Origin of the sequence: Geothermobacter hydrogeniphilus, assembly GCF_002898515.1 — a bacterium.
GTDB lineage: Bacteria > Desulfobacterota > Desulfuromonadia > Desulfuromonadales > Geothermobacteraceae > Geothermobacter_A.
This window is the reverse complement of the sequence record NZ_PPFX01000030.1, coordinates 16,651-37,963: the sequence shown is the minus strand read 5'-3', so window position 1 is coordinate 37,963 and position 21,313 is coordinate 16,651. Positions and strand designations below refer to the sequence as shown.

General features: G+C 59.2%; 19 protein-coding genes. 5 read left to right on the top strand and 14 right to left on the bottom strand.

Annotated elements, in window-relative coordinates:
* Window positions 1–32 precede the first annotated feature (32 nt).
* The gene (locus tag C2E25_RS12440; protein ID WP_146032965.1) at window positions 33–3,341 is read right to left on the bottom strand and encodes a hypothetical protein; all 3,309 of its coding nucleotides are present in this window, start codon (window positions 3,339–3,341) and stop codon (window positions 33–35) included.
* A 278-nt stretch (window positions 3,342–3,619) separates the two neighbouring features.
* On the opposite strand from C2E25_RS12440, the gene C2E25_RS12435 reads away from it, so the two are divergent.
* Window positions 3,620–4,450: an energy transducer TonB gene (locus C2E25_RS12435; RefSeq protein WP_158247252.1), complete on the top strand. Its 831-nt coding sequence runs from the start codon at window positions 3,620–3,622 to the stop codon at window positions 4,448–4,450.
* A gap of 299 nt (window positions 4,451–4,749) precedes the next feature.
* Here C2E25_RS12435 and C2E25_RS12430 read toward each other — a convergent pair whose 3' ends face one another.
* The 8 genes from C2E25_RS12430 to C2E25_RS12395 form a co-directional block, all read right to left on the bottom strand.
* The gene (locus C2E25_RS12430; RefSeq protein ID WP_103116053.1) at window positions 4,750–5,187 is read right to left on the bottom strand and encodes a hypothetical protein; all 438 of its coding nucleotides are present in this window, start codon (window positions 5,185–5,187) and stop codon (window positions 4,750–4,752) included.
* Between the two features lie 29 nt (window positions 5,188–5,216).
* On the bottom strand, window positions 5,217–5,798 hold the full coding sequence (locus C2E25_RS12425) for an XTP/dITP diphosphatase (RefSeq protein ID WP_103116052.1): 582 nt from the start codon (window positions 5,796–5,798) through the stop codon (window positions 5,217–5,219).
* Window positions 5,792–6,529, bottom strand: coding sequence for a ribonuclease PH (gene rph / locus C2E25_RS12420; protein WP_332882180.1), 738 nt, complete (start codon window positions 6,527–6,529; stop codon window positions 5,792–5,794). The genes C2E25_RS12425 and rph overlap by 7 nt, the downstream gene beginning before the upstream one ends.
* The gene (locus C2E25_RS12415) at window positions 6,526–7,611 is read right to left on the bottom strand and encodes an N-acetylmuramoyl-L-alanine amidase (RefSeq protein WP_103116051.1); all 1,086 of its coding nucleotides are present in this window, start codon (window positions 7,609–7,611) and stop codon (window positions 6,526–6,528) included. Before C2E25_RS12415 ends, rph begins: the two co-directional genes overlap by 4 nt.
* Before the next feature lie 111 nt (window positions 7,612–7,722).
* Complete coding sequence (locus C2E25_RS12410; RefSeq protein WP_233189422.1) at window positions 7,723–8,769, bottom strand: DHH family phosphoesterase; 1,047 nt, start codon at window positions 8,767–8,769, stop codon at window positions 7,723–7,725.
* 35 nt (window positions 8,770–8,804) lie between these two features.
* The gene (locus tag C2E25_RS12405) at window positions 8,805–9,293 is read right to left on the bottom strand and encodes a TIGR00725 family protein (protein WP_103116050.1); all 489 of its coding nucleotides are present in this window, start codon (window positions 9,291–9,293) and stop codon (window positions 8,805–8,807) included.
* The gene (locus tag C2E25_RS12400) at window positions 9,290–11,977 is read right to left on the bottom strand and encodes a heavy metal translocating P-type ATPase (protein WP_199177428.1); all 2,688 of its coding nucleotides are present in this window, start codon (window positions 11,975–11,977) and stop codon (window positions 9,290–9,292) included. Before C2E25_RS12400 ends, C2E25_RS12405 begins: the two co-directional genes overlap by 4 nt.
* Window positions 11,974–13,221: a tetratricopeptide repeat protein gene (locus tag C2E25_RS12395; RefSeq protein ID WP_103116049.1), complete on the bottom strand. Its 1,248-nt coding sequence runs from the start codon at window positions 13,219–13,221 to the stop codon at window positions 11,974–11,976. Before C2E25_RS12395 ends, C2E25_RS12400 begins: the two co-directional genes overlap by 4 nt.
* A 281-nt stretch (window positions 13,222–13,502) precedes the next feature.
* Here C2E25_RS12395 and C2E25_RS12390 point away from each other — a divergent pair, with 281 nt between their 5' ends.
* Together C2E25_RS12390 and C2E25_RS12385 are read left to right on the top strand one after the other, a co-directional pair.
* Entirely contained in the window at window positions 13,503–14,477 is a 975-nt protein-coding gene (locus C2E25_RS12390; protein ID WP_158247251.1) for a pentapeptide repeat-containing protein, read from the top strand.
* Between the two features lie 4 nt (window positions 14,478–14,481).
* On the top strand, window positions 14,482–15,327 hold the full coding sequence (locus tag C2E25_RS12385) for an HDOD domain-containing protein (RefSeq protein WP_103116047.1): 846 nt from the start codon (window positions 14,482–14,484) through the stop codon (window positions 15,325–15,327).
* Between the two features lie 24 nt (window positions 15,328–15,351).
* Here the strand turns inward: C2E25_RS12385 and C2E25_RS12380 are convergent, their stop codons facing one another.
* Both C2E25_RS12380 and C2E25_RS12375 read right to left on the bottom strand, forming a co-directional pair.
* Window positions 15,352–15,570, bottom strand: a complete 219-nt coding sequence (locus C2E25_RS12380; protein ID WP_103116046.1) for a tautomerase family protein — start codon at window positions 15,568–15,570, stop codon at window positions 15,352–15,354.
* Between the two features lie 24 nt (window positions 15,571–15,594).
* Window positions 15,595–16,995, bottom strand: a complete 1,401-nt coding sequence (locus tag C2E25_RS12375; protein WP_103116045.1) for a PLP-dependent transferase — start codon at window positions 16,993–16,995, stop codon at window positions 15,595–15,597.
* A 137-nt stretch (window positions 16,996–17,132) separates the two neighbouring features.
* On the opposite strand from C2E25_RS12375, the gene C2E25_RS12370 reads away from it, so the two are divergent.
* Window positions 17,133–17,321, top strand: a complete 189-nt coding sequence (locus C2E25_RS12370) for a hypothetical protein (RefSeq protein ID WP_085008985.1) — start codon at window positions 17,133–17,135, stop codon at window positions 17,319–17,321.
* 319 nt (window positions 17,322–17,640) lie between these two features.
* On the opposite strand, the gene C2E25_RS12365 is transcribed toward C2E25_RS12370, so the two are convergent.
* Both C2E25_RS12365 and C2E25_RS12360 read right to left on the bottom strand, forming a co-directional pair.
* Window positions 17,641–18,129, bottom strand: coding sequence for a zinc ribbon-containing protein (locus C2E25_RS12365; protein ID WP_158247250.1), 489 nt, complete (start codon window positions 18,127–18,129; stop codon window positions 17,641–17,643).
* A 229-nt stretch (window positions 18,130–18,358) separates the two neighbouring features.
* On the bottom strand, window positions 18,359–19,171 hold the full coding sequence (locus C2E25_RS12360; protein ID WP_103116043.1) for a ZIP family metal transporter: 813 nt from the start codon (window positions 19,169–19,171) through the stop codon (window positions 18,359–18,361).
* Window positions 19,172–19,247: 76 nt separating this feature from the next.
* Between C2E25_RS12360 and C2E25_RS12355 the strand changes: the two genes are divergently transcribed.
* Window positions 19,248–19,976, top strand: coding sequence for a UDP-2,3-diacylglucosamine diphosphatase (locus tag C2E25_RS12355; RefSeq protein WP_103116042.1), 729 nt, complete (start codon window positions 19,248–19,250; stop codon window positions 19,974–19,976).
* On the opposite strand, the gene C2E25_RS12350 is transcribed toward C2E25_RS12355, so the two are convergent.
* Window positions 19,946–21,286: a YhjD/YihY/BrkB family envelope integrity protein gene (locus C2E25_RS12350; protein WP_103116041.1), complete on the bottom strand. Its 1,341-nt coding sequence runs from the start codon at window positions 21,284–21,286 to the stop codon at window positions 19,946–19,948. The two genes, C2E25_RS12355 and C2E25_RS12350, sit on opposite strands and share 31 nt — an antisense overlap.
* Between the last annotated feature and the right edge of the window lie 27 nt (window positions 21,287–21,313).

The window sequence follows — 21,313 nt, the reverse complement described above, 5'->3', positions numbered from 1 at the left end:
AAAATTCCTCTCCCGGAATGAATCAGTTACGCTTATCGGGCGTTGTCAAAATACATTGGCCGGGCATCCTGGGCATCGGGAACACCGTCGCCGTCCATATCATCGTCCGTGATCAGACCGGAGTTCTGGATTTCCTCCGCAGTGGCCAGGGGATTAAAAAAGTCGGGCTGCCCGTCCCGGTCGATATCAACACCCGCAGTATCTATCTTGGGGAAATCATCCCTGGCCGCATAAACCTCGCCAATAGCCAACAGGGCTTTGTTCCGACTGACCCGGAAACCTTCCTGTTCAATCGCCCGAACGGCCTTCAGGGCTCCGGAGTAATCATCGATTTTCGCATAGCCGGCAACCCAATCGATCAAACGGTTGATATGCTCATTGTCAACCGTCACCCGATCCGCAACAAGCCGGGCCCGATCCAAGACGGCGACAGCTGCGCCCTGTTCACCAAGTGCACTGTAAAAACTTGCGGCATAAATCAAATGCTTCTCGATCGAAGCAAGTTCCTTGTCTGTCAGGTTCACATCCGTCAAAATCTGGTCGGCAAGAGTAACGTAGTCGGCAACGAATCCGGCAATGACTCCGGAATGGATCCGGAACAGAGCATCGATAAGCACTTTGTAGGAATCGAGGGACAAGCTGGCTGAGGCTCGGGACAGCAGATTTTCCGCCGCAGTGGCATCCCCCATACGCAGATAAACATCGGCCATTCGGACCAGAGACTGGTTGATCTGACCCGCATCCGTCATATTGGGAAGAACCTGAGCTTCCGCTTCTTCCAACAGCAACCTGGCCTCCTGATCCCGACCGATATCGACATAGAGATCGGCTATTTTGGCAAAGCCGAAATCGATTTTCGAACTACCCAAGTTGAACGGCTTGGCCTGATTGTCCTTGAGTTGCCTAACCAGATCAACCGCCTGGACCAAAACGTCTGCCGCGACCAGGTTGTATCCAGCATCAATCAGACTGAGGGCCATAAAGGGTACAGTACGACTCCTGACAAAATAAGTCAGAGCATCGATCTGAGCTTCCTTCTGGGTCGGATTGAACAGATCCGTCGGCACTTTGTAATACACCAGGTCGAGAGCGTTCATCTCGCTGTCGGGTGGCTCTACGGGGTGAGGAGACAACAAACCGCCCTGCTCTTCTTCGTGCAGGGCGATGAACGCCGCCAGAGATTTATAGCCCTTGGCCCTGCTGCTTGCCGACAGGCTGTCGAGCAGGCTGAACGCACCGCTGACATCACCGGCCTGGTACAGGGCCTGGGCCATTTCATCCATGTAAGCCTTGGTATAGCTTCCGGTCTTGTTCTTGAACGTACCATCCCCGCTCTGCAGCCCGTCATCGGTACGCAGCTCGGCTACCATCCCTGGGCCGTAGTAGAGGTCAAGAACCTCCTGCCCGACACCGATTGCCGCATACCTGCGAGCCGTTTCCACCAGATGAAACACCCGTGACTTATAACTGGCCGTCCCAGTTCTGGAAAAGTCAGCCGGGGTTTCCATGGCAATCTGCCGTAATCGATCGATAACCGACCGGGCCGATGCAAGGTCGCCCTGATCAATTGCCCGGTCAGCCAGCTTCATGCCAGCCGAAAAGACCTGTGCATAAGCATTGCGCGTCCCTATAGGCCGGGCAATCGACTGGTGCAGATAAGTCAACACCCTGTCGGCGGCCGAAAAATTACCGGCATTCAGATAACCTACCGCAAGCTCCCGGTAATTCTCGGCGTCGGAATCGGCAAAGAAGACCGTCCCCTTTGCGTTCAGTACGACGTAAAAATAGTTTTCCGCTCTGTCCAGGGCTTCCAGGGCATCGGCAAACAAGCCCCAATCGCTTGCAACATTGGCCTGTTCGACATAGGCCTTACCACGAAATTCGGAACCATTAATGCGATTTTCAATCAACCGGGACAGATCGGTCGGAAAAAGCTCGTCGCCAACCCATCCCTGGACCATGCCGCTCTTCGCAGTCCCCTTAACCAGCTTGACCAGCAGTTCATCACTTAACTGGTCATCCAGAACCGCCCGGGCCAGATCATCGACACGTGAAAGATGGGAAATATCCGAGTTGTAATAGTAGCCAACCCTGCTCAGATTATCCCCAGGTAGCAGCAGTTCGGTAACGGCAAGTGGTTGAGAAACCCTGTGCTGAGGCTGACCAGAAGCAATTTCGGCGATCCGCGAATCAGTCATTAAGGAAATTGTCTGACCGTCGGCAACCCGCACCAGACCAGCTGCAAAAAGAGCCGGATCAGTTTGCTGAAAAGCTGCAAACTCGGTTAGCGATTGATTATTGGGGTGATATTTAAACAAAACATGCTGCAGAATTTTTTGCGGAATCCAGTTCCAGAGCGGAACAGCCCCATTGACGGCATCTGAAATAGCAGAGAATACCTGCTTACGATTGGCCTGATATGCGGCATCGGCAGAATCAAAGACTGCCGCATCCTTGGTGGTGAAAAAGGTATCAAGCTCACGACCAAGAAGATCGGCCACTAAGGCTCGGTTGACTCTTGCGAAAGCTGAATCAGCACTGTTCTCCGCTTCCAACTGCCTGCTTAAATCCATAAGAAGGATCGTCTGTTCAGTCAGCCGTTGCGGGGTAACCGTCGGACTGTCCAGTAATCCGGCAAGCTCCTGCTGATTCAAAATTCCGGAACTGAAAAGGGGCTGTCCGGACAGAACATGCTGCCCAAGCACATTCCACGGATCACCCCCTCCATTTTCCCGCATCAGTCGCCACAACTCTACCAGCAGCAGGTTGCGTTCCAGAACGATATAGGGGGGAGGCTGGGCCAACAACGGCCCTGGATACGAAAGGCCCGCCCAGGCCGTCAGCTGTTGCAGTGCCTGATCTAAAGAGCTGCCTCCCTGAACCAAACGGTCCAACAAAGTCGTCAGCGGTGAAAGAACAAGGCGCTCACGCGTGCCGATAAAGGCACTCAGGGGCGCACTGAACCCGAGTCCATCCTCTTCAAAGCTGATACCCGTTGCATGGTCACGACCACCGGTGGAAACCAGCCGGTAGCCATCGGGATCTACATCCAATGCCAGTTGCATCCGGAAGTGGCCGCGGTCATCAGTCGTTGCTTCGCAACGTCCGACACCGCTGGTCCAACAACGGCGGGCCGTTTCCCCGGTGACAGGGTCGAGCAAAGAAACCTTGGCATCAACAATCGGCCCATCCTCGACAAACCCGGCCACCAGTTGAGTCGGCACCGCCGTTGCCGCCGGTTGATCACTGCTGCTGCCGGCTCCCCCACAACCGAAGAGCCCAAGCAGCAAAAGGCCGCCCAGCCACCACCAACCGGATTTACAAAAAAGTGACAACGCCATGTCGCAACAACCAACAGGAGACACCGGGAAAAAGATCCGGACAATTCAACAGGAAATCTAACTATTCAATATTAAATGCAAAATGTACCAGACAGCCATCAGAAGAGGCAACTTAAAATCCTCATATCTGCCAGGTGTGCAAAATTCTGCACACATTCCGGACAGTTAGCATTATCAAATCCCCCGGGATGGTGAGAAACTTGACCCTGGAAAGGGAATTGCCCTATAAACAACCCACGCATTCAGTAGAGACTCTGTCAAGGCGGGACATGCGGCAAATGAGTTCTTACACCGACAACGGCACCCAGGGCCGCCGACTGGCCATAGCGTTGCTGCTTTCTATTGCCGGGCATCTGCTGTTTCTCTCCCTGCCCGGGGTCGAGGTACCGAACCCCCGTCCACAGGAGCAGACCATCCGGGTCGGTCTTCGGAAAATATTGCCGCACCCCGCCACCAGTCGTCGCAACACACCGGCTCAAAACGCACATCGCCCGCCTCAACCCCGCACCAAAGTCGCGGCGACGCAGCCTTCGGCAAAAGAGAACGACCGGAAGTCCCCGACAGAAAAAAGTGCAGCCGAAACAAACGGGCCCGTCGAAAAAAGAACTGCTGACACAACTCCGGACCCGGTCGTCACCCGGCAGCCGTCTGAATCCTTCAGGACGGCCGGACAACAGATCCCCCAGCTGCCGGCAATAACCCGGTCGACAACATCCCCCCACGGTGAAAAGCAACCATCGACCGCGCCGGTGAAGATAAGCGAAAGCCGGGTACCGTCTCCCGCGCCCCCGCCGGAAACCGTCTCCACAACGGCATCTCAGCCGCAGGCCGCCGTCATCGCACCGACCTACCTCGACAATCCGCGCCCACGCTACCCACCCCTCGCCCGGCAACGGGGCTGGCAGGGAGACGTCCTGGTTCGGGTGTCGGTCGATCCTTCCGGTCGGGTGGTCAAAACCCGGCTGGAACGGTCATCCGGACACCGGGTTCTTGATCGCTCAGCGTTGAAACAGATCCGCAGATGGCGTTTTCGCCCGGCCAGCAGGGGAGAGACAAAAATTGCCGGAGAAGTGACGGTGCCGGTTCATTTCCGGCTGAGAAGTTCGTGAGAAAGGTTCGAGGTTCGAGGTTCGAGGTTCGAGGTTCGAGGTTCGAGGTTCGAGGTTCGAGGTTCGAGGTTCGAGGTTCGAGGTTCGAGGTTCGAGGAAAAGTAAAATCGCAATACGCGGGTTGCGCAACACAATTCACACTTACCCCACCCACGCAAAGTCTCGAGGCGGTCGAGACGTGCGTAGATGCAAGGCGTCTCACACCTGAAGGAGTGAGGTGTAGCGGCAGCTACTCCGCAGCGACTGAAGGTGCGAGCAACGCAGCAGATGCGTGCGTATCGGCCGCCCCCACGCACCAGTCAGGGTTTGTAGCCGAGCTCGCGCAGGAACTCCAGCACCTGTTGCAGGGCCCGCCCCTCCTGGTCTTCGATGCGGCTGACTTCGTCAGCGGCCCGTATCGCCTGCTTGCGGGCCTCGTCGGCCGCGGCCCTGGCCTCGGCGTTGATTGTCCGGCTCTTCTTCTCCAATTCCGCAACGGCCTTTTCCGCCCGGTCGGCAGCGGCTTCGGCACGGTCGGTCGCCTGTTCCATCCGCTGCGACATTTTTTCCATTCGCCGCTCCAACTCTTCCATACGCAGTACCAGGGCCCAGGCCTTCTCCTCGGAGCGCTCCGCCTGTTCCCCGGCCTTGATCGCCTCCCGCATCTGTTTCTGGGACGCCGGCAGAAACTGTTCACATCCGGTCAGCAGCAACAACAGGCAGAGCAGCAACCCGGCCCGCAAAAGGGAGTATCGCATTCGTTTGTCTTCCGTCCTGCCAACTGGTTTCAGAGGCTGTCGATCAGGGCTCGTAATGCCTGTCCCCGGTGACTGATACGATTTTTGATGTCGAGAGGCAGTTCAGCCAGTGTCGCTTCCTGCTCATCGACCCAGAACAGGGGGTCATAACCAAATCCGCCACGGCCTCGCGGTTCTTCAAGAATCCTTCCTTCGAGTTTACCATCAAAACAGCGACAGTCACCCGCCGGCGAACAAAGGACCATGGAGCAGACAAAGGCCGCCTGACGCCGGTCGCCCGCAACACCCTGTAATTGATTCAGCAGCTTCCGGTTATTGTCGGCGTCACCGGCATTCTCTCCGGCGAAACGCGCCGAACGCACTCCGGGAGCCCCGTTCAGGGCCGCCACGGTCAACCCGGAATCATCAGCCAGGGTCAGCAGACCGGTGGCCTCGGCGATGATACGGGCTTTTTTCTCGGCATTCGCGGCGAAGGTTTCACCGTCTTCAACAATCTCGGGCAGATTGTCGAAATCGGCCAGGCTCAAAACCTCGATCGCCCGATCGGCGAGCAACCGGCGGATTTCCTTCAGCTTACCGGCGTTTCCAGTCGCGACCACCAGTTTCACAATCGATCCCCCAGGGCCTCGGCCTGCAATTCACCCAGGCGGCGACATCCGGCCAGGGCCAGTTCCTGCAGCTGCCGCAACTGGTCGACACTGAAAGGTTCCGCCTCGGCGGTCCCCTGAACTTCGATAAACTTCCCGCGGCCGGTCACGACGAAGTTCATGTCAACATCGGCCCGGGCATCTTCCTCGTAGCAGAGATCAAGCATCGGCACACCGGCGACGATGCCGACACTGACCGCGGAAACACTGTCACGCAGGGGATCTTCGCTGAGCAACCCTTCACGCTGCAGCTTACGCAGCGCGGTCACCAGCGCAACATAGGCTCCGGTAATCGAGGCGGTACGGGTGCCTCCATCGGCCTGCAGGACATCGCAGTCGATCTGGATGGTCCTCTCACCGAGCAGGTTGAGGTCAACCACGGCCCGCAGTGAACGACCTATAAGGCGTTGAATTTCATGGGTCCGGCCGCCGATTCTGCCACGCACCGATTCACGGGCCGAGCGGCTGTGGGTGGCACGCGGCAACATGGCATATTCTGCCGTCACCCAACCACGTCCCTCACCGCGCATGAACGGCGGGACTTTTTCTTCGACGGTGGCATTGCACAGCACCCGGGTCGCCCCGAAACTGACCAGCACCGAACCTTCGGCATATCGGTTGAAACCAATCTCGAAATCGACCTCTCGAAGCTGGTCGACGTCACGTTTATCACAGCGCGTTATTCCATCCGTCACTTCTTACTCCTCGTATCATCATCGTATTTTTTCAACCCGTCGAAGATGGCCTCCGCCAGCATCTGCCGCGCTTCGCCATCCTTGAGAAGTGCCAGATCATCGGCATTGCTCAGGTATCCGAGTTCAATCATTACGGTCGGCAGATCCCCCCGGCCGAGGGGCAGCAGGTTGGCCGAATGAACCTCCGCCACGGTAAAACCTTCATCGAGCAGCGCCTGGCGGGCATCGAGCGCCAGGCGGGTGCTGTCATCCACATCCCCGGCCCGCAACCTGTCGTCAGCCGTCGCCGCGACCGGGCGCACATAAAGCTCAACACCGTGGGCGGCGGGAGTGAAATGCCCTTGGGCATGAAGAATCAGGTAGGCATCGACATCAGGCTTGGAAACCGCCTGCAATCGATGTTTCCGGTCCAGGGTATAATCACCGTCCCGGCTCAGGTAAACCGGAATGCCGAGACGCATCTTGATCAGCTTCTCAAGCTGTCCGGCGAACTCAAGAACCACATCCTTTTCCTTGACGCCGGTAAGCCCAATCACGCCGCTGTCGCTTCCACCGTGCCCGACATCGATGGCGATTGCACGCAGATGACTGACTTCCTGACGGTTTTTCTTACGCAGCAAAAAAGCGAACAACTGGTCAAGGGCACTTTCGTCACCCGGCGACTTGACTTCACCGACAGGATTGAGGTTGCGATAATAAACCGAATTCCCGGTCAGGGCGGGAAGCTGGACGAGGACAAAATCTTCGGGAACACGCAACCGACCGTCGATGAAACGAGGCGGATGATCAAGCGGAATAAACTGGTCACCGACCCGCAGATAGGCTCCCCCCGGGAAAAGAGAGGCCTTGCCCATCGGTGTCCGGAAACGGTAGCGGTGATCAACAGAATACCAGCGCCCCTTCAGCCGCAGCGCCCGCATGACATCGTCGATGGCCAGATAGGCGACGCCATCACGATTGTAGACCTCGTTGATCAGTTTCGGCTTTTGCCCACTCCAGGCAATCTCAACCGCGGCATAGCCGGGGCTGGACAGGCAGAGGAACAGGATTGAAAGGATAAGGAACTGAATCCGGCTTGACATGCTTTGCCCACAACTGGAAGGGTGTATTTACGGGTCTGAATCCTGGAGCTGGACCGATTGGTTATACCTTGGCCCGTACGGGACTGTCAACGCCACTGCCGCCCGAGGCTTCTACGCCTGGATCAGGGGCCTGCCCCGGCCCGGTTTCCGTCCCAGATACTCGAGCAGCCTCCGGGTCAGGCTGTTTTCCAGTTCCCGCTGCACCGCCTGGTTGCCGACCATCGGCTTGATCTGACCGCCGGCTGTGGTGTGGTGTCCGCCGGCGGTTCCGAGCCCGTTCAAAACCACCCGAATCGCCTCACCGGCAATGATCTCCGGTTGACTGGTACGCAGGGAAACGACTTCCTCCCCCTGGTACTGCCCCATGCCGAGGACCACCTCGACGCCTTCCATGCGCAACAGAAAATCGGCCATTTCGGCGACAATATCCGGGTTGTCAATGGCATAAAGGTTGAAAACCAGCACATCGTCGAAAAGACGTGAGTTTTCAATCGCCCGGTTGTAGGAAAAAAAATACTGACGAGGCACCTTGGGATGGGTAATGCGGTAGAGGATGCGGTTGTTGGCCAGGGGAAGCAGGTAGAGATAGGCCTCCCGGTCAGCCTTGACCCAGTCACGACCGAGGTCCTGGGTCTCGGACTTGATGGCATAGAAAAGAATAGTCGCCAGCTTGGTGCCGAAACTGATGTCGTTGGCCAGCAGATATTCGAGCAGGATAGTCGCGGAAGCCCCGAAGTTTTCACGGATATCGACCCAGCGGCAGGTTGAACAGGCATCACGGATCGGATGATGATCGATCACCAGATGAACGGCGCGGTCTTCCGGAAAAGAATTGTTGCCGGTACCCGGCTGGGTATCGACCAGACAGATAACCTGGAAGGAATCAAGGTCGATATGGTCGAAATGAACCGTGTCGATTTCCAGCAATTCGGCCATGGTGCGGTTTTCACCCCGGCCGATGATACCGCCGTAGGTGATGGTAGCATCCTGGCCGGTGGTCTTAAGCAGCAGGTGCTTCAGGGCCATGGCCCCCGCCAGGGAATCGGGATCAGGATTGTCATGGGCGACAATCAACACATTCCCCTTGCCCCGCACCCAGTCAAGAAACTGGCCGGAAAATTCTTTCGAACGTGTCAGATCCAGCGTTCTTCCCTTCAACCTGATGATTCAGGTTCATCCAATCATGAACCTGATCAGGACAGGTTCAAATCAGCCGGCCGCGATTCGACGGCCAGACGCAGAGCCAGCTCGACGGCTTCAGCGGCGGTCTCGACCCGGTGGACCCCCGTCAGGCCGGCCCAACGGCCGAGGACGACAACCGGTTTTCCCAACTTCAGTCCGATGGCTATCTCGGAAAGAGTACCATACTCCCCTTCAACGGCAATCAGAACCCGGCTCACCTGGGCGATCATCACGTTGCGCGCGTGTCCCAGTCCGGTCGGCAGGGCGATTGAAACATCGTCGTTGGCACTGTCGGCATCACTGCCGGGCAGCAACCCGATGGTCTCCCCTCCGGCCCCAGCGGCGCCGCGACAGGCGGCGGCCATGACTCCGCCGAGCCCGCCGCAGACCAGCACCGCCCCGGAGTCGGCCAGACGGCGACCGATCTCCTCGGCCAATGCCGCGCCGGCGACATCGATGCTGCCGGCGCCGATGACTCCGACCAGCAGGCGGCGACTCAAGAGTCATTCTCCATGCGGCGGGCATAACGTTTCAGCAACAGGCTGTTGCTGACCACCGAAACACTGGAAAAGGCCATCGCCAGGCCGGCGAATTCCGGCCGCAGCAACCAGCCGAAGAACGGATAGAAGACTCCGGCCGCGAGGGGGATACCGACCAGGTTGTAGAAAAAGGCCCAGAACAGGTTCTGGCGGATTTTGTTCAGGGTCTTCCGCCCCAGACGGATGGCGCGTTCGACATCCCGTACCGCGCCGCGCACCAGCACCAGATCGCCGGTTTCCTTGGCAACGTCGGTGCCGCCGCCAACGGCGATGCCGACATCGGCCGCTGCCAGCGCCGGAGCGTCATTGATGCCGTCCCCGACCATGCCGACCTGCGCGCCCTGCTGCTGGTAACGACGAACCACATCCAGTTTCTGATCAGGGCGAACCTCCGCCTCGACAGCGTCGACTCCGACCTGTTCGGCAACCGTTTCAGCCACCTCGCGGCGGTCTCCGGTCAGCAGGACGGTCTTCAGCCCAAGGCGGCGAAGCGCGCTGACAGCGGCAACCGAATCACTCTTGAGACTGTCGGCCAACCCCATCAGTCCGAGCAGACGGCCGTCACGAGCAACGTAGATCAGTGACCTGCCGGCAGAGGACCACTCTTCCCCCAGAGCTGACCAGGTCTCGACCTCGACCTCCTGCTGCCGCATCAGTTGCGCGTTTCCGGCGGCGACCAGGCGACCCTCAATCCGCCCAACCAGGCCGTGCCCGCCGTGTTCCATGACCTCGGTCACCGCGGAAAGGGACAGGCCCGCCTCTTCGGCCCGCCGCACCACCGCCGCGGCCAGCGGATGATTGCTGGCGGACTCAAGACTGGCGGCAATCCGCAGCAGTTCGTTTTCATCACTTTCCGCCGCGGCACGAACCTCGGCGACAGCGAAATCACCGCTGGTGAGAGTACCGGTCTTGTCGAGCAGGATGACCTCCAGCCGGGAGATATTTTCCAGCACCGAAGCCTTTTTGAACAGGATCCCGGCCTTCAGACCGACCGCGCTGCCGACCATGATAGCCGTCGGGGTCGCCAGGCCGAGGGCGCAGGGACAGGCAATGACCAGCACCGCGACGGAGGTCTGGAAGGCGAACAGAAAACCGGCGTCGAAAACAAAATACCAGCCCAGAAAAGTCAGCACCGACAGACCGACCACCGTCGGCACGAAGACATTGGAAACCCGGTCGGCCAACCGCTGAATCGGTGCCTTATCCGCCTGGGCGGCGGATACCAGGGCGACAATCTGGGCCAGGGCGGTCTCGGTACCGACCCGTTTCGCTTCCACCAGCAGCCTGCCGTTGCGGCTGATCGTGCCGCCGGTCACGACATCACCGGACCCCTTGGCGACCGGCACCGATTCACCGGTCAGCAACGACTCGTCAACCGCCGACTCCCCTTCCACCACGACGCCGTCGACCGGGATCTTTTCCCCGGCCTTGACCACCAGCAGGTCCCCGACTTCAACCAGCGCCGCAGGAATCTCCTTCTCACGTTCCTTGACCAGCAGACGCGCCTGCTGCGGCTGCAGGTCGAGCAGTTCCCGCAGAGCCCTGCCGGCCTTGCCCTTGGCCCGGGATTCGAGCCATTTGCCGAAGCGGATAAAGGTGATCAGCATGGCGCTGGTTTCGAAAAAGACCGGGCTGTCCGCCCCCAGCAGGCCGAACAGGGAAAGCAGCGAATAGCCGTAGGCGGCACTGATGCCGAGGGCGACCAGGACATCCATGTTGCTCGATCGGTTGCGCAACGAATGCCAGGCACCGCGATAAAAGGTCAGGCCGGCGCTGAACTGCACCAGGCTGGAAAGCAGGGCGATCAGGTAGAGGGTCCCGGTCCCGAACAGCGGGACCCACATCAGCGGCATGATCGGCAGCGACAGGGCGGCGGAGAACAGCAGCCACTGCAACTGACGGCGGTCCTCACCAGCCTGACGTTCGGCGCTGTCATCAACGATCGGTGTATACCCGGCCTGGCGCACGGCATCGAGGATCTCCTCTTCGGAGAGTTGCCGCGGATCGAAACCGACACTGGCTGAATCATCCGCCAGGTTGACCCGGACCCGGCGCAGGCCGGGGAGCGTGGAGAGTTTGTCCTCAATAGTACGGGCGCAACTGGCACAGTGCATGCCGCTGACAGCGAAGCTGAGTTCACCGGGACGGGTCATGGTGGCCGGTTGCCCGGCCCGGAACCCCAACTCACGAATGACCGCGCGGATAGTGGCGACATCGACCTCCGCCGGATGCCATTCTACGGACAGGCTTTCGAGAGCAAAATTAACCTCAGCCGAAATGACCCCGGCAATCCGGCTGACCCCTTTTTCGATCGAACGGGCGCAGTTGCTGCAGCTCATACCGTAGAGCGGCAGCTGAATCGACTCGGTCGCGGACCCGACCGGGAGACCGGTCTCCCGGTCGGGCTCAGCCGACCGGGATTCTTCGGATGGCGCCTCTTCAACCCGGAAACCGGCCTCCACAACCACCGCCGCCAGGCGTTCCGGATCGGTCTGTCGCGGGTCGTACTGCAGGCGGGCGCAGGCGGCGGCGAGATCGACATCGACCTGTTCAACTCCCGGCTGCTGCTGAAGGATATCGGTCAGACGGGCAACGCATTTACCGCAACGCATACCCTGCACCGGCAATCTCACGGATGAATTCACGGGGCCTCGTATCTCCTGATCAGGCGGGCAAAGGAAGGCACCTGACGGATACCGTCGAAATCGGGATCGTCCAGGGCATCTTCGAGGAAATGGACATCCTGCTCCACGGCCTGGCCGAGCGTCTTGACCGCCTCGCGGACCTTGCCCTGCAGAGCCATGACGCAGGCACGGTTGTAGAGAGCGAGCGGATAACGGTCGGAGCGCTCAAGAATGGCATCAAAACACTTCAGGGCTTCATCCAGGCGACCCATATCCATCAACAGGTTTCCCTTGTTGTTGAGAATGAAGAGAGAGTCAGGATCAAGCCGCAAACTTTCTTCGAGTGCCGCCAGGGCGCCGGACACATCTCCCCGGCGTTCAAAAACCATCGCCCGGTAAAAACTCGGGTCGGGACTGTCGGGGTCGATCCGTTCCGCCGCCGCCAGATCCTCCAGGGCCCTCGTCAACTCGCCCCTTGACGCCAGCAGATGGGCTCGTTCGATATAGGCCTCGAAGAACCCGCCATCCAGCTCCAGAACCCGGGAAAAAGCCTGCAGCGCCTCGTCCTGACGCTGTAACCGCACCAGGGAAAGCCCACGATTGTAATGATAGGAAGCGATTTCCGGATCACGGGCGATCGCCTCGGCATAACTGACGAGAGCCTCCTCGTCCCGCCCCAGTCCGGCCAGGGCGTAACCGCGGCCATTGTGGCAGGCGGGATCGTCAGGAGCCAACCGCAGGGCCCGGTCGAAATAGTCACCGGCTTCGCCATGCCGCTGCAGGCGGTTCAGGGCATAACCGATGTTGTAGAGGATATCGGGTGATTCGGGCAGGCGGTGCAGGGCCCGCAGATACATCTGCAGGGCCTCCTCGGTCCGATCCAGTTCATCCAGCACATTGCCGAGATTGATATAGGCTTCAGGAAAATCGGGCTGCAACTCCAGGGACCGCCACAGGTGTTCATAGGCCTCACGGTAACGGCCCAGCCGCTCGGCCAAAACACCATAGTTGTGATGAATGGCCCCGTTGCGCGGATCAAGCTGGAGGGCCTTGCGGTAGAGTGCCAAGGCCTTGCGATGATCCCCGAGGTTGGCGGCGGCGACAGCGCAGTGATTCATCGCCTCGACGCAGAGGGGATGATCCTCCAGGTACGCCTCGGCCAGGTCAAGGGCAACGGCATTGTCGCCGCGATCAAGGGCCTCCTGAACCAGGTAGAGGGTTTCTTCCGGTTCTTCAGCAAAAAAATCTTCGAAATGCTCACTCATGAAGCGTGTTCCTGCACATGGCTGACGGTCGGCCGCAATCAGGTTCCGGGTTCTCCGCTTTTATCACTTGATTCGGAACCCTGCTTTAACCTGAATCAGGTTCAATCTAGCAGAATTTTCCTCCATATGCACCTTTCCATAGCCACCACTTCTGTCACGGACCGAGGTTCCGAAGATACAGGGCGTCAGATCGCCTCGTCGGCATCGATCCGGGTAAAGAAAAACACTCCTCCGGTCGAAACGTTGAACAGAGCGGTATGAATTCCAGGAGATCCATCATCATGAATCAGGCCCCTGTTCTTTCCAGCTCCGAGGCGATCGTCGACCCGCAACCGGGCGACCTGCTGCCCGGTGTAGACCTTTCCGGCAGGGACTTTTCCGGACGCAACCTGGCCGGTATCGACCTCAGTGGGGCCAACCTCGCCGGAACGCGTTTCTTCAGGACCAACCTCAGCGGAGCCAACCTTGCCGAAGCGAACCTGGAGGGGGCCGAATTTGCCGGGGCCTACCTGAGCGGAGCCAATCTCGAAGGCTGCCGGGCGGGACGAGCCGGATTCGGACTGGCCCGGCTCGAAAAAGCCAGCCTGTTCCGCGCGGACCTGCACGAAGCAAGTTTCAGCCGCGCCAATCTAAGCGGCGCCAACCTGCATTGCGTTGATCTGCGTCAGGCCCGTATCCGCGAAGCGACCCTGACCCACTGCGACCTGAGCGAAGCCGATATGCAGCAGGCGGATCTCTCACTGACCTGCGTCCGCGGCGCAAACTTCAGCAATGCCGACCTGCGGGGGGCACGATTGCGACGGCTGCAGGGATTCAAACGCGCCAACTGGGTCGGCGTCGATATCCGCGACATCAACTTCGCCGGAGCCTACCTGATGCGGCGCGAAATCATCGACCAGAACTATATCCGTGAGTTCCGCAGCTACAACCGGCTGACAGCCCTGCTCTACTACCCCTGGTGGCTGACCTGCGACTGCGGACGCAGCATGCTCCGCTGGTGTTTCTGGATCGGCATACAGGCCTTCTTCTTTGCCTGGCTGTTCACCCTGACCGATGTCAACTACGGTGATCACGCCACCTGGCTGTCCCCCCTCTATTTCAGCGTTGTCACTCTGACCACCCTCGGCTACGGAGATGTCACCCCGGCGGGACTCTCGGCGCAGATCGTCGCCATGGCCGAGGTGACCATCGGCTACATCATGCTCGGGGGGCTGCTCTCCATTTTCAGCAACAAACTGGCACGACGAGGAGACTAACCGGATGTTGAAACTGCTGCGCCGCCGCAAAAGCAATCGTGATATTGACCGGATCCTCAACGGCTATGAACTACCGAGTTTTCCGGGACCGGTGATCACCGTATTGTCCAAACTGCGCAACCCGGAAGCACCGATCCAGGACATTGCCGGTGATCTGGAAGTCGATCCCGGACTGCATGTCAAGGTGCTGCGCACCGTCAACTCGGTCGCCTTCGGCCTCTCCCACAAAATCAGCAGCCTGCGGCACGCGGTCTCTCTGCTCGGTCGCTCACGGCTTGAGTCACTGGTTCTCAGCGTCGGCGTCAAGGAAAGTCTCGACCGAGGGCTGGTTCCCGGCTGGTTCGACATGCAGAGTTTCTGGCTCTCCGCCGCCAGAAGAGCCGCCCTGGCGCGCGGACTCGCCCAGATCCTGCATCCCCAGACCCAGGCTGAAGCCTTTACCGCCGGGCTGTTGCAGGATATGGGCGTCCCGGTCATGGCCAGCCTCAAGGGAGACCCCTACCGCAAACTTTACCAATTGTGGCAACAGTCGAATGAAACCGACCTGGCCGGGTTGGAAAAGGATCATTTCGATCTCGCCCATCCGCAACTCGGCGCCGGCATCGCCGAACGCTGGGATTTTCCCGAAATGCTGATCGAAAATGTCGGCCGTCATCACCTCGCGCTGGAAAACGGCCTGGACCTCGCCATCCATATCGCCTCGCTGATCACGGACGCACCCGGCCCGATCGACAAGCCCGCCCTGGCCACCCGCATCAATCAGACAACGGGACTGGACCGGTCGATGCTGGAGAAGCTGTTGTGCCGGATCGACGATGAAGCGGTGGAACTGGCCGAAGCGCTGGCCTGAACCCACGGATTCAGGCGGCCTGAATCAGCTGCCGGAAACGCCAGGTTCCTTTCGCTGCCGCAACCGGGCGACACTCTCACCACTTATCCCCCAGTTTTCCGGATCGATCTCCTCGATGACGACATGTGTCGAAGCGGGATTCTTGTTCAGCACCCGCACCAGCAGATCGGTGACGCCGGCGATCAATTTCTGCTTCTGCTCCGTACTGACCCCCGTGGTCAGCTTGATATTGACAAAGGGCATTTTTCTATTCCTCCCGTCAGGGATTCAGGTTGACGACCCATCCGCCAGGGCCTGGTCGAGATCGGCAATAATGTCGTCAGGGTGCTCGCCACCGACATTGAGACGGACCAGATTGGGGACAATCCCGGCCAGATCACGTCCCTGCGCCCCCTGCTGCTGGTGGGTGGAGATCGCCGGGATGGTGGCAATGCTCTTGATGCGTCCAAGGTCTGTTGCACGCCAGATCAGACGCAGGCGGTCGAACATGTTTCTTGCATTGTCAACACCGCCGCGCACGGTGAAAGCCAGCAGGTGGCCGTAACGATTGACGGGCTCACCGTAATCATCCTCACCATCGGCCAGCCACATGCAGCGTGAGGCCAGCGCATGCCCCGGATCCTCGGCCAGGCCCGGATAGCTGACCCGTTCAACATGCGGGTGATCCCGCAGGAAACGCGCGACCCGCAGGGCGTTGCGGCTCAGGCGATCCATCTTGGCACGCAGGGTGCGCAGATCATTGAGAATCATCAGGGCGTTGAAGGGGCTGAGCGCCGGACCGAAATCCCGCCCCGGCAGCAGTTTCAGGTAACCGGCATAGTTAGCCCGCAATTCAGGCGGCCCGACCTTGCCGGGGATCTGATGACGGGCGATAACGGCGCCGGCGATGGCCAGTCCACCAGTATTAAGGCTCTTGCTGACCGACTGCACGACAATATCCGCCCCCAGGCAGAGAGGCCTGAGCAGCGCCGGCGTGGCAACCGTCGAATCGACGATTAATGGTGCGTCCACGGCGTGGGCCAGTTCGGCCAACGCCTCGATATCACAGACCGCCAGCCCAGGATTGCTGGGCATTTCAGTAAAAACGAAGCGGGTCCGAGCATCGATCAGGGACCGCCATTCGTCCAGGTCAAGGGGGTTTCTGACCCAGCGAACATCGATGCCGCGCTCGGCGGCATAACGCTCACTGAAGAGCATGAAGGTGCCGCCGTAACATTTACTGCCGGCAACCAGGTTGATTTTTTCTCCCCGGCACCGAACGACAAGCAGGGGATTGGTGGCGAGAAAAATCGCGGCCATGCCCGAAGCGACTGCACAGGCGGAGACTTCTCCGGGAAACCCGTAACCCTCAAGCAGGGCAAGGGTTTCTTCCAGGTATCCCAAGGTCGGATTGGCAATACGGGAATAGGTCCAGGACGGCATCAGGTAGGCCAGCGCCGCTTCCATGTGGTCACTGTTTTCAAAATGCTGCGCGGAACTGAGATAGAGCGGTTCGTTGATGCTCCCCCGGTTTTCCCGGGCGGCATCCATGCCGTAGCAGCCGTGAACCGCCAGGGTGTCGAACTTCATTCCCCGCAGCCTCTGCCGTCCGGCGGCCGCGGCCGCAAGCTGCTGCCGCCCTTGTTCAACATACCGACGGACACCCGGCGAATAATCGTTGTCAGCCATGCTGCCTCCGCAGGTCTCTGTTTCACAACCCGCCCGGCACCAGGGACGGCACCCGGGGTCTTTTGTCAGGGGACCGGATGTGTTATCGTTCCGACCCACGGAATCATCACCGCCTGATTCAGACAAGAGGTTGCGACGTGCTGTTCTTCCTGTTTTTTTCCATTCCCATCGCCGCCGTCTCGGGGGTTGTCGCCTGGATGAGCTGGCGCGCCCGCCACAAGGGGGTGGCCTTCACCATGGCCGGAATCTGCGCGGTTTTTTCCGGCATTTCCCTGACCATCATCGTTGTCAGCCTGTTCTTCTACCAGGCCTGGCAGACAGGCTGACCCAAAACGCCCATCTGCGGTGTTGCCCTTCCCCCCGCGTCAACGACGTACCTTCCGGTATCCTGAATTCGTGAGTTCCTGTTGGATGGAGAGTACAAGTGCTTGGTCTGAATGAGATTTTCAAAAATCTGAAGCGCACCCATAGGTTCGCTGGTGATTTTTGGGAAGCTCAGGCAGATCAATGACTTGTGCTATCCGCCGACAAGGGGCTCACGGATTCAGGGGTAAGCCTTATGCCGCGGGGTTGCGGGCGCCTTGCATCTGGACATTTTGGGTCAGCCTGTCCCTCTGTCAGAGCCGGCCGCGGGGCGACGGCGGATCAGAAAGACTTGCGAAACACCGTCTTGTGGCACTTGGGACAGGGCGGAATCCGTCCCGTAGCCTTGAGATTCATCTCGGCACCGCAATCCTTGCAGACCAGCTTACCGGCACTAGTCACTTCGCCGGTCTTGAACTCAAGATTCTTCTCGGCCTTTTCCGCCAGATCAGAAAGAGCGTCGGCGGCACTGGTCAGAATCCGGGCGAAAATACTCTGCACCCCTACCGTGACCCGCTGGGGATCAACCGCTTTTTTGACCGCTTCGGTCGCTTTGGCGGCATTGTCATTGATGTCGCGACGCACGAACTCGGCCATCTTTTCCAGCTTGTCGGCGGAAAATTCTCCGGCCTTGTTCAACTCGTCCTTGGCCTTCTTCAACGCCTCATCGAGACTTTTCCTGCCCTCTTCCAGCAGCTCGGCGGTGCGGGCTGCCAGCTTCTCGTACAATCCAACATCCTGCTCATCATGCTGCTGATTCTTGTCACTCATTCCAGGTTTTCCTTTCATCATCCGTGGTCGTTTGTGATCTGGACAAATCTTACCATGAAAAAGACTTCACCGAAGGAAGTCTCTATATGTTCGATTCCCCTGTTCCGAGAGCGAGGAGTTTTTCGTCAGATCAAGGCGGAGGGCCAATTCCCGCGGAGGCGTAGCGGCAGCTACGCCGCACAAGGGAATTGATCCTCCAACGCCGAGCTGGCGGAAAAGAACCGCTCCCCTACCCCAAAGCGACGTCGAGGACCATCATCACCGTAAACCCCAACATCGCCCCCAGCGTGGCGATATCGGTATTGTCCCCCTGCTGCGATTCGGGGATGACCTCCTCGACGACAACAAAAATCATCGCTCCGGCCGCGAAAGCCAGGGCAAACGGCAACAGCGGTTCGACATAAACAACCGTCGCCGCCCCGAGAACACCGGCAACGATTTCAACCATGCCGGAAAGCTGGCCGGCCATGAAACTGCGGTGAACCGAGATCCCCTCCCGGCGCAGGGGGACGGCAACCGCCAGCCCTTCAGGAAAATTCTGGATGCCGATTCCCAGTGCCAGGGCGATCGCCGAAGGCAGGCTGGCCGAATCGAACCCGGCTCCGACGGCGCCGAAGGCCACCCCGACCGCCAGTCCTTCGGGAATATTATGCAGGGTGATGGCCAAGACCAGCAGAGTCACCCGGTGCAGCCGGGTGGGAACCCCCTCGGCCCGGCTGAGCGGAAAGTTTATGTGCAGGTGCGGCATGAAACGATCAACCAGGCGCAGGAAACCGCCTCCGGCCAGAAACCCGACCGCCGGCGGCAACCAGGGAAGCCACCCCTGTTGCTCGGACATCTCGATGGCCGGCGCCAGCAGCGACCAGTAGCTGGCGGCGATCATCACCCCGGCGGCAAAACCGAGCATACTGTCAAGCATTTTGCGCGTTGGCGCCCGATGAACATAGACCACCCCGGCGCCGAGGGCCGTCATCGCCCAGGTAAACAGGGTGGCCAGAAAGGCCTGGGTGACGGGATGAAATCCGGCAATAAATTCAAACATCAGCAGCTATGGTTCTTTCCTTTTTATTTTGGGTGTTTACTTGACTTAATTGAGTCCAGTTTCTATAGTCCCCGGCATGAAAGACCTGTTTCTCGCCGATGCCCACCTGCTCGAACCGAGCGATGCCAACTACCAGCGGTTGCTGAGTTTTCTCCAGACGCAGCTGGGACAGGTGCGGACCCTTGTCCTGCTCGGCGATATCTTCGAATTCTGGGTCGGCTACCGACACGTGGTCTTTTCCCGTTACCTGCCGCTGCTGGAGCTGCTGCACCGCTTTCGCCAGTCCGGTACCGACATTATCTTTGTCGAGGGAAACCACGACTTCCATCTCGGTGCCTTTTTCCGCGACACCCTCGGTTGCCGAATTCTCCCCGATGGAGGGGACATCGAACTGGACGGTGTGCGCTTCCACCTCGCCCACGGGGACCTGATCAACCCGGAGGATAAAGGCTATCGCCGGTTGCGGGCCTTCTTCCGCAGCGGGCTGGTGCAGTTCCTGATCAGGGTGATACCGCCGGATCTGACCTGGGCCATCGGCCGCGCCCTGGGACGCCAGAGTGAAAAGAGCCACGACCGCAAACGCGCCTTTGATCCGACCGCGCTGCTCACGACCTATGCCGAAAAGCAGCTGACCGGACCGACCCGCTATGTTGTCACCGGCCATTTTCATGTCCCGTTCCAGAAAGAGCTTGAACAAGGGACGCTGGTCGCCCTCGGCGACTGGATCAGCCAGAACTCCTACGCCGTCTGGGAAAACGGCTCCTTAAACCTTCATCAGGTTGATTCAGACACCATTTCCTGCTGATAACGTCCAACCAGATCGGCCAGGGTCAGACCGTCCAGCGCCTCGCTGCCGACCCGGTAGAGGCGGTCGGCGATCTCGCCGACGATCCGTTCGTCATGACTCTCACGCGCCTGCTTGACCGGTGCGCCATTTCCTTCGATGGTTTTAAGCAACTCGAAAACCGGCAGCGCGCTGAGCGCGCGGGCCGGCTGATACCCGCTCACATCCTCGCCGATACTCACCTCAGAGAGCAATCGCAGACGGACCAGATCATTGACGATGCTGCGGGTCAGACGCGGCGCCAGCAACAGTTGTCCCGCTATCTCACCCAGGTCCGGGGGCGCTTCACCCTTCTGGAAACGGTCACCGACAATCAGCATGATCCGCAGGGCAAGCAACTCGCGGTTGGCGAAACTCTCCTCTCCACCGACCTGCTCCTGACGCAGATGACGCAGGTTCTGCCAGGCATAGCTGACCTCAAGTCCAAGCAACACGATCAGCCATGAAATATAGAGCCAGACCATGAAGATCGGCAGGGCCGCCATGGTACCGTAGATGGCGTTGTAGCGCGCCACACCAACCTGGAAATTGACATACCCCCACTGGGTCAGTTGCCACAGGGTACCGCCGACCAGTCCGCCGACCATGGCCGCCCGCAGCGAAACCTTGATATTCGGCATGAAAATGTAGAGGAAGGCGAAGGCGGCCCACATGGCGAAGTAGGGAAGCACCTTGAAGAGAAAGATCACCAGGGTGCCGACATAGGCCATCTGCTTGAGCTGCAGAACAAACCCCTGGGCTTCGAGGGTGGCGGTCATGGTGATGGCCAGCACCAGGAAGATCGGGCCGAGAATGACAACCGAGAAATAGTCGGAAAAACGGCGCATCAGCGAACGGGTCTCGCGCACGTACCAGATCGAGTTGAAACTGTCCTCGATATTCGACAGCAGGGTCAGCACGGTCAGCACCAGGAAAACCAGGCCGAAGGTGCCGAGTCGACCGACATTGGTATTGTTGATGTACTCGATGATCTTGGAAAGAGCCTGTTCTGAACCAACCGCAATATGTTCAAGCAGAACCGGCTCCAGCCGATTCTGCACCCCCAGCCCCTTGAGAACGGCAAACATCAGCGCCAGCATGGGGATGAAAGAAAGCAGGCTGGTATAGGTCAGCGCCGAGGCACGCAACAGGCAGCGGTCGGCGATGAAATCATGGCCGACCCGCGCCGCGACCTGACCGAGACGAAGCAGAAACCGTTGCCCGAAACTCAACTCGTCAGGCTTGATCCGCCAGATCCCGGTTTTGAAAAAATCCCGGATGGTTTCGATCAAGAAAAGAACCCTCCCCTGTCAGCAACG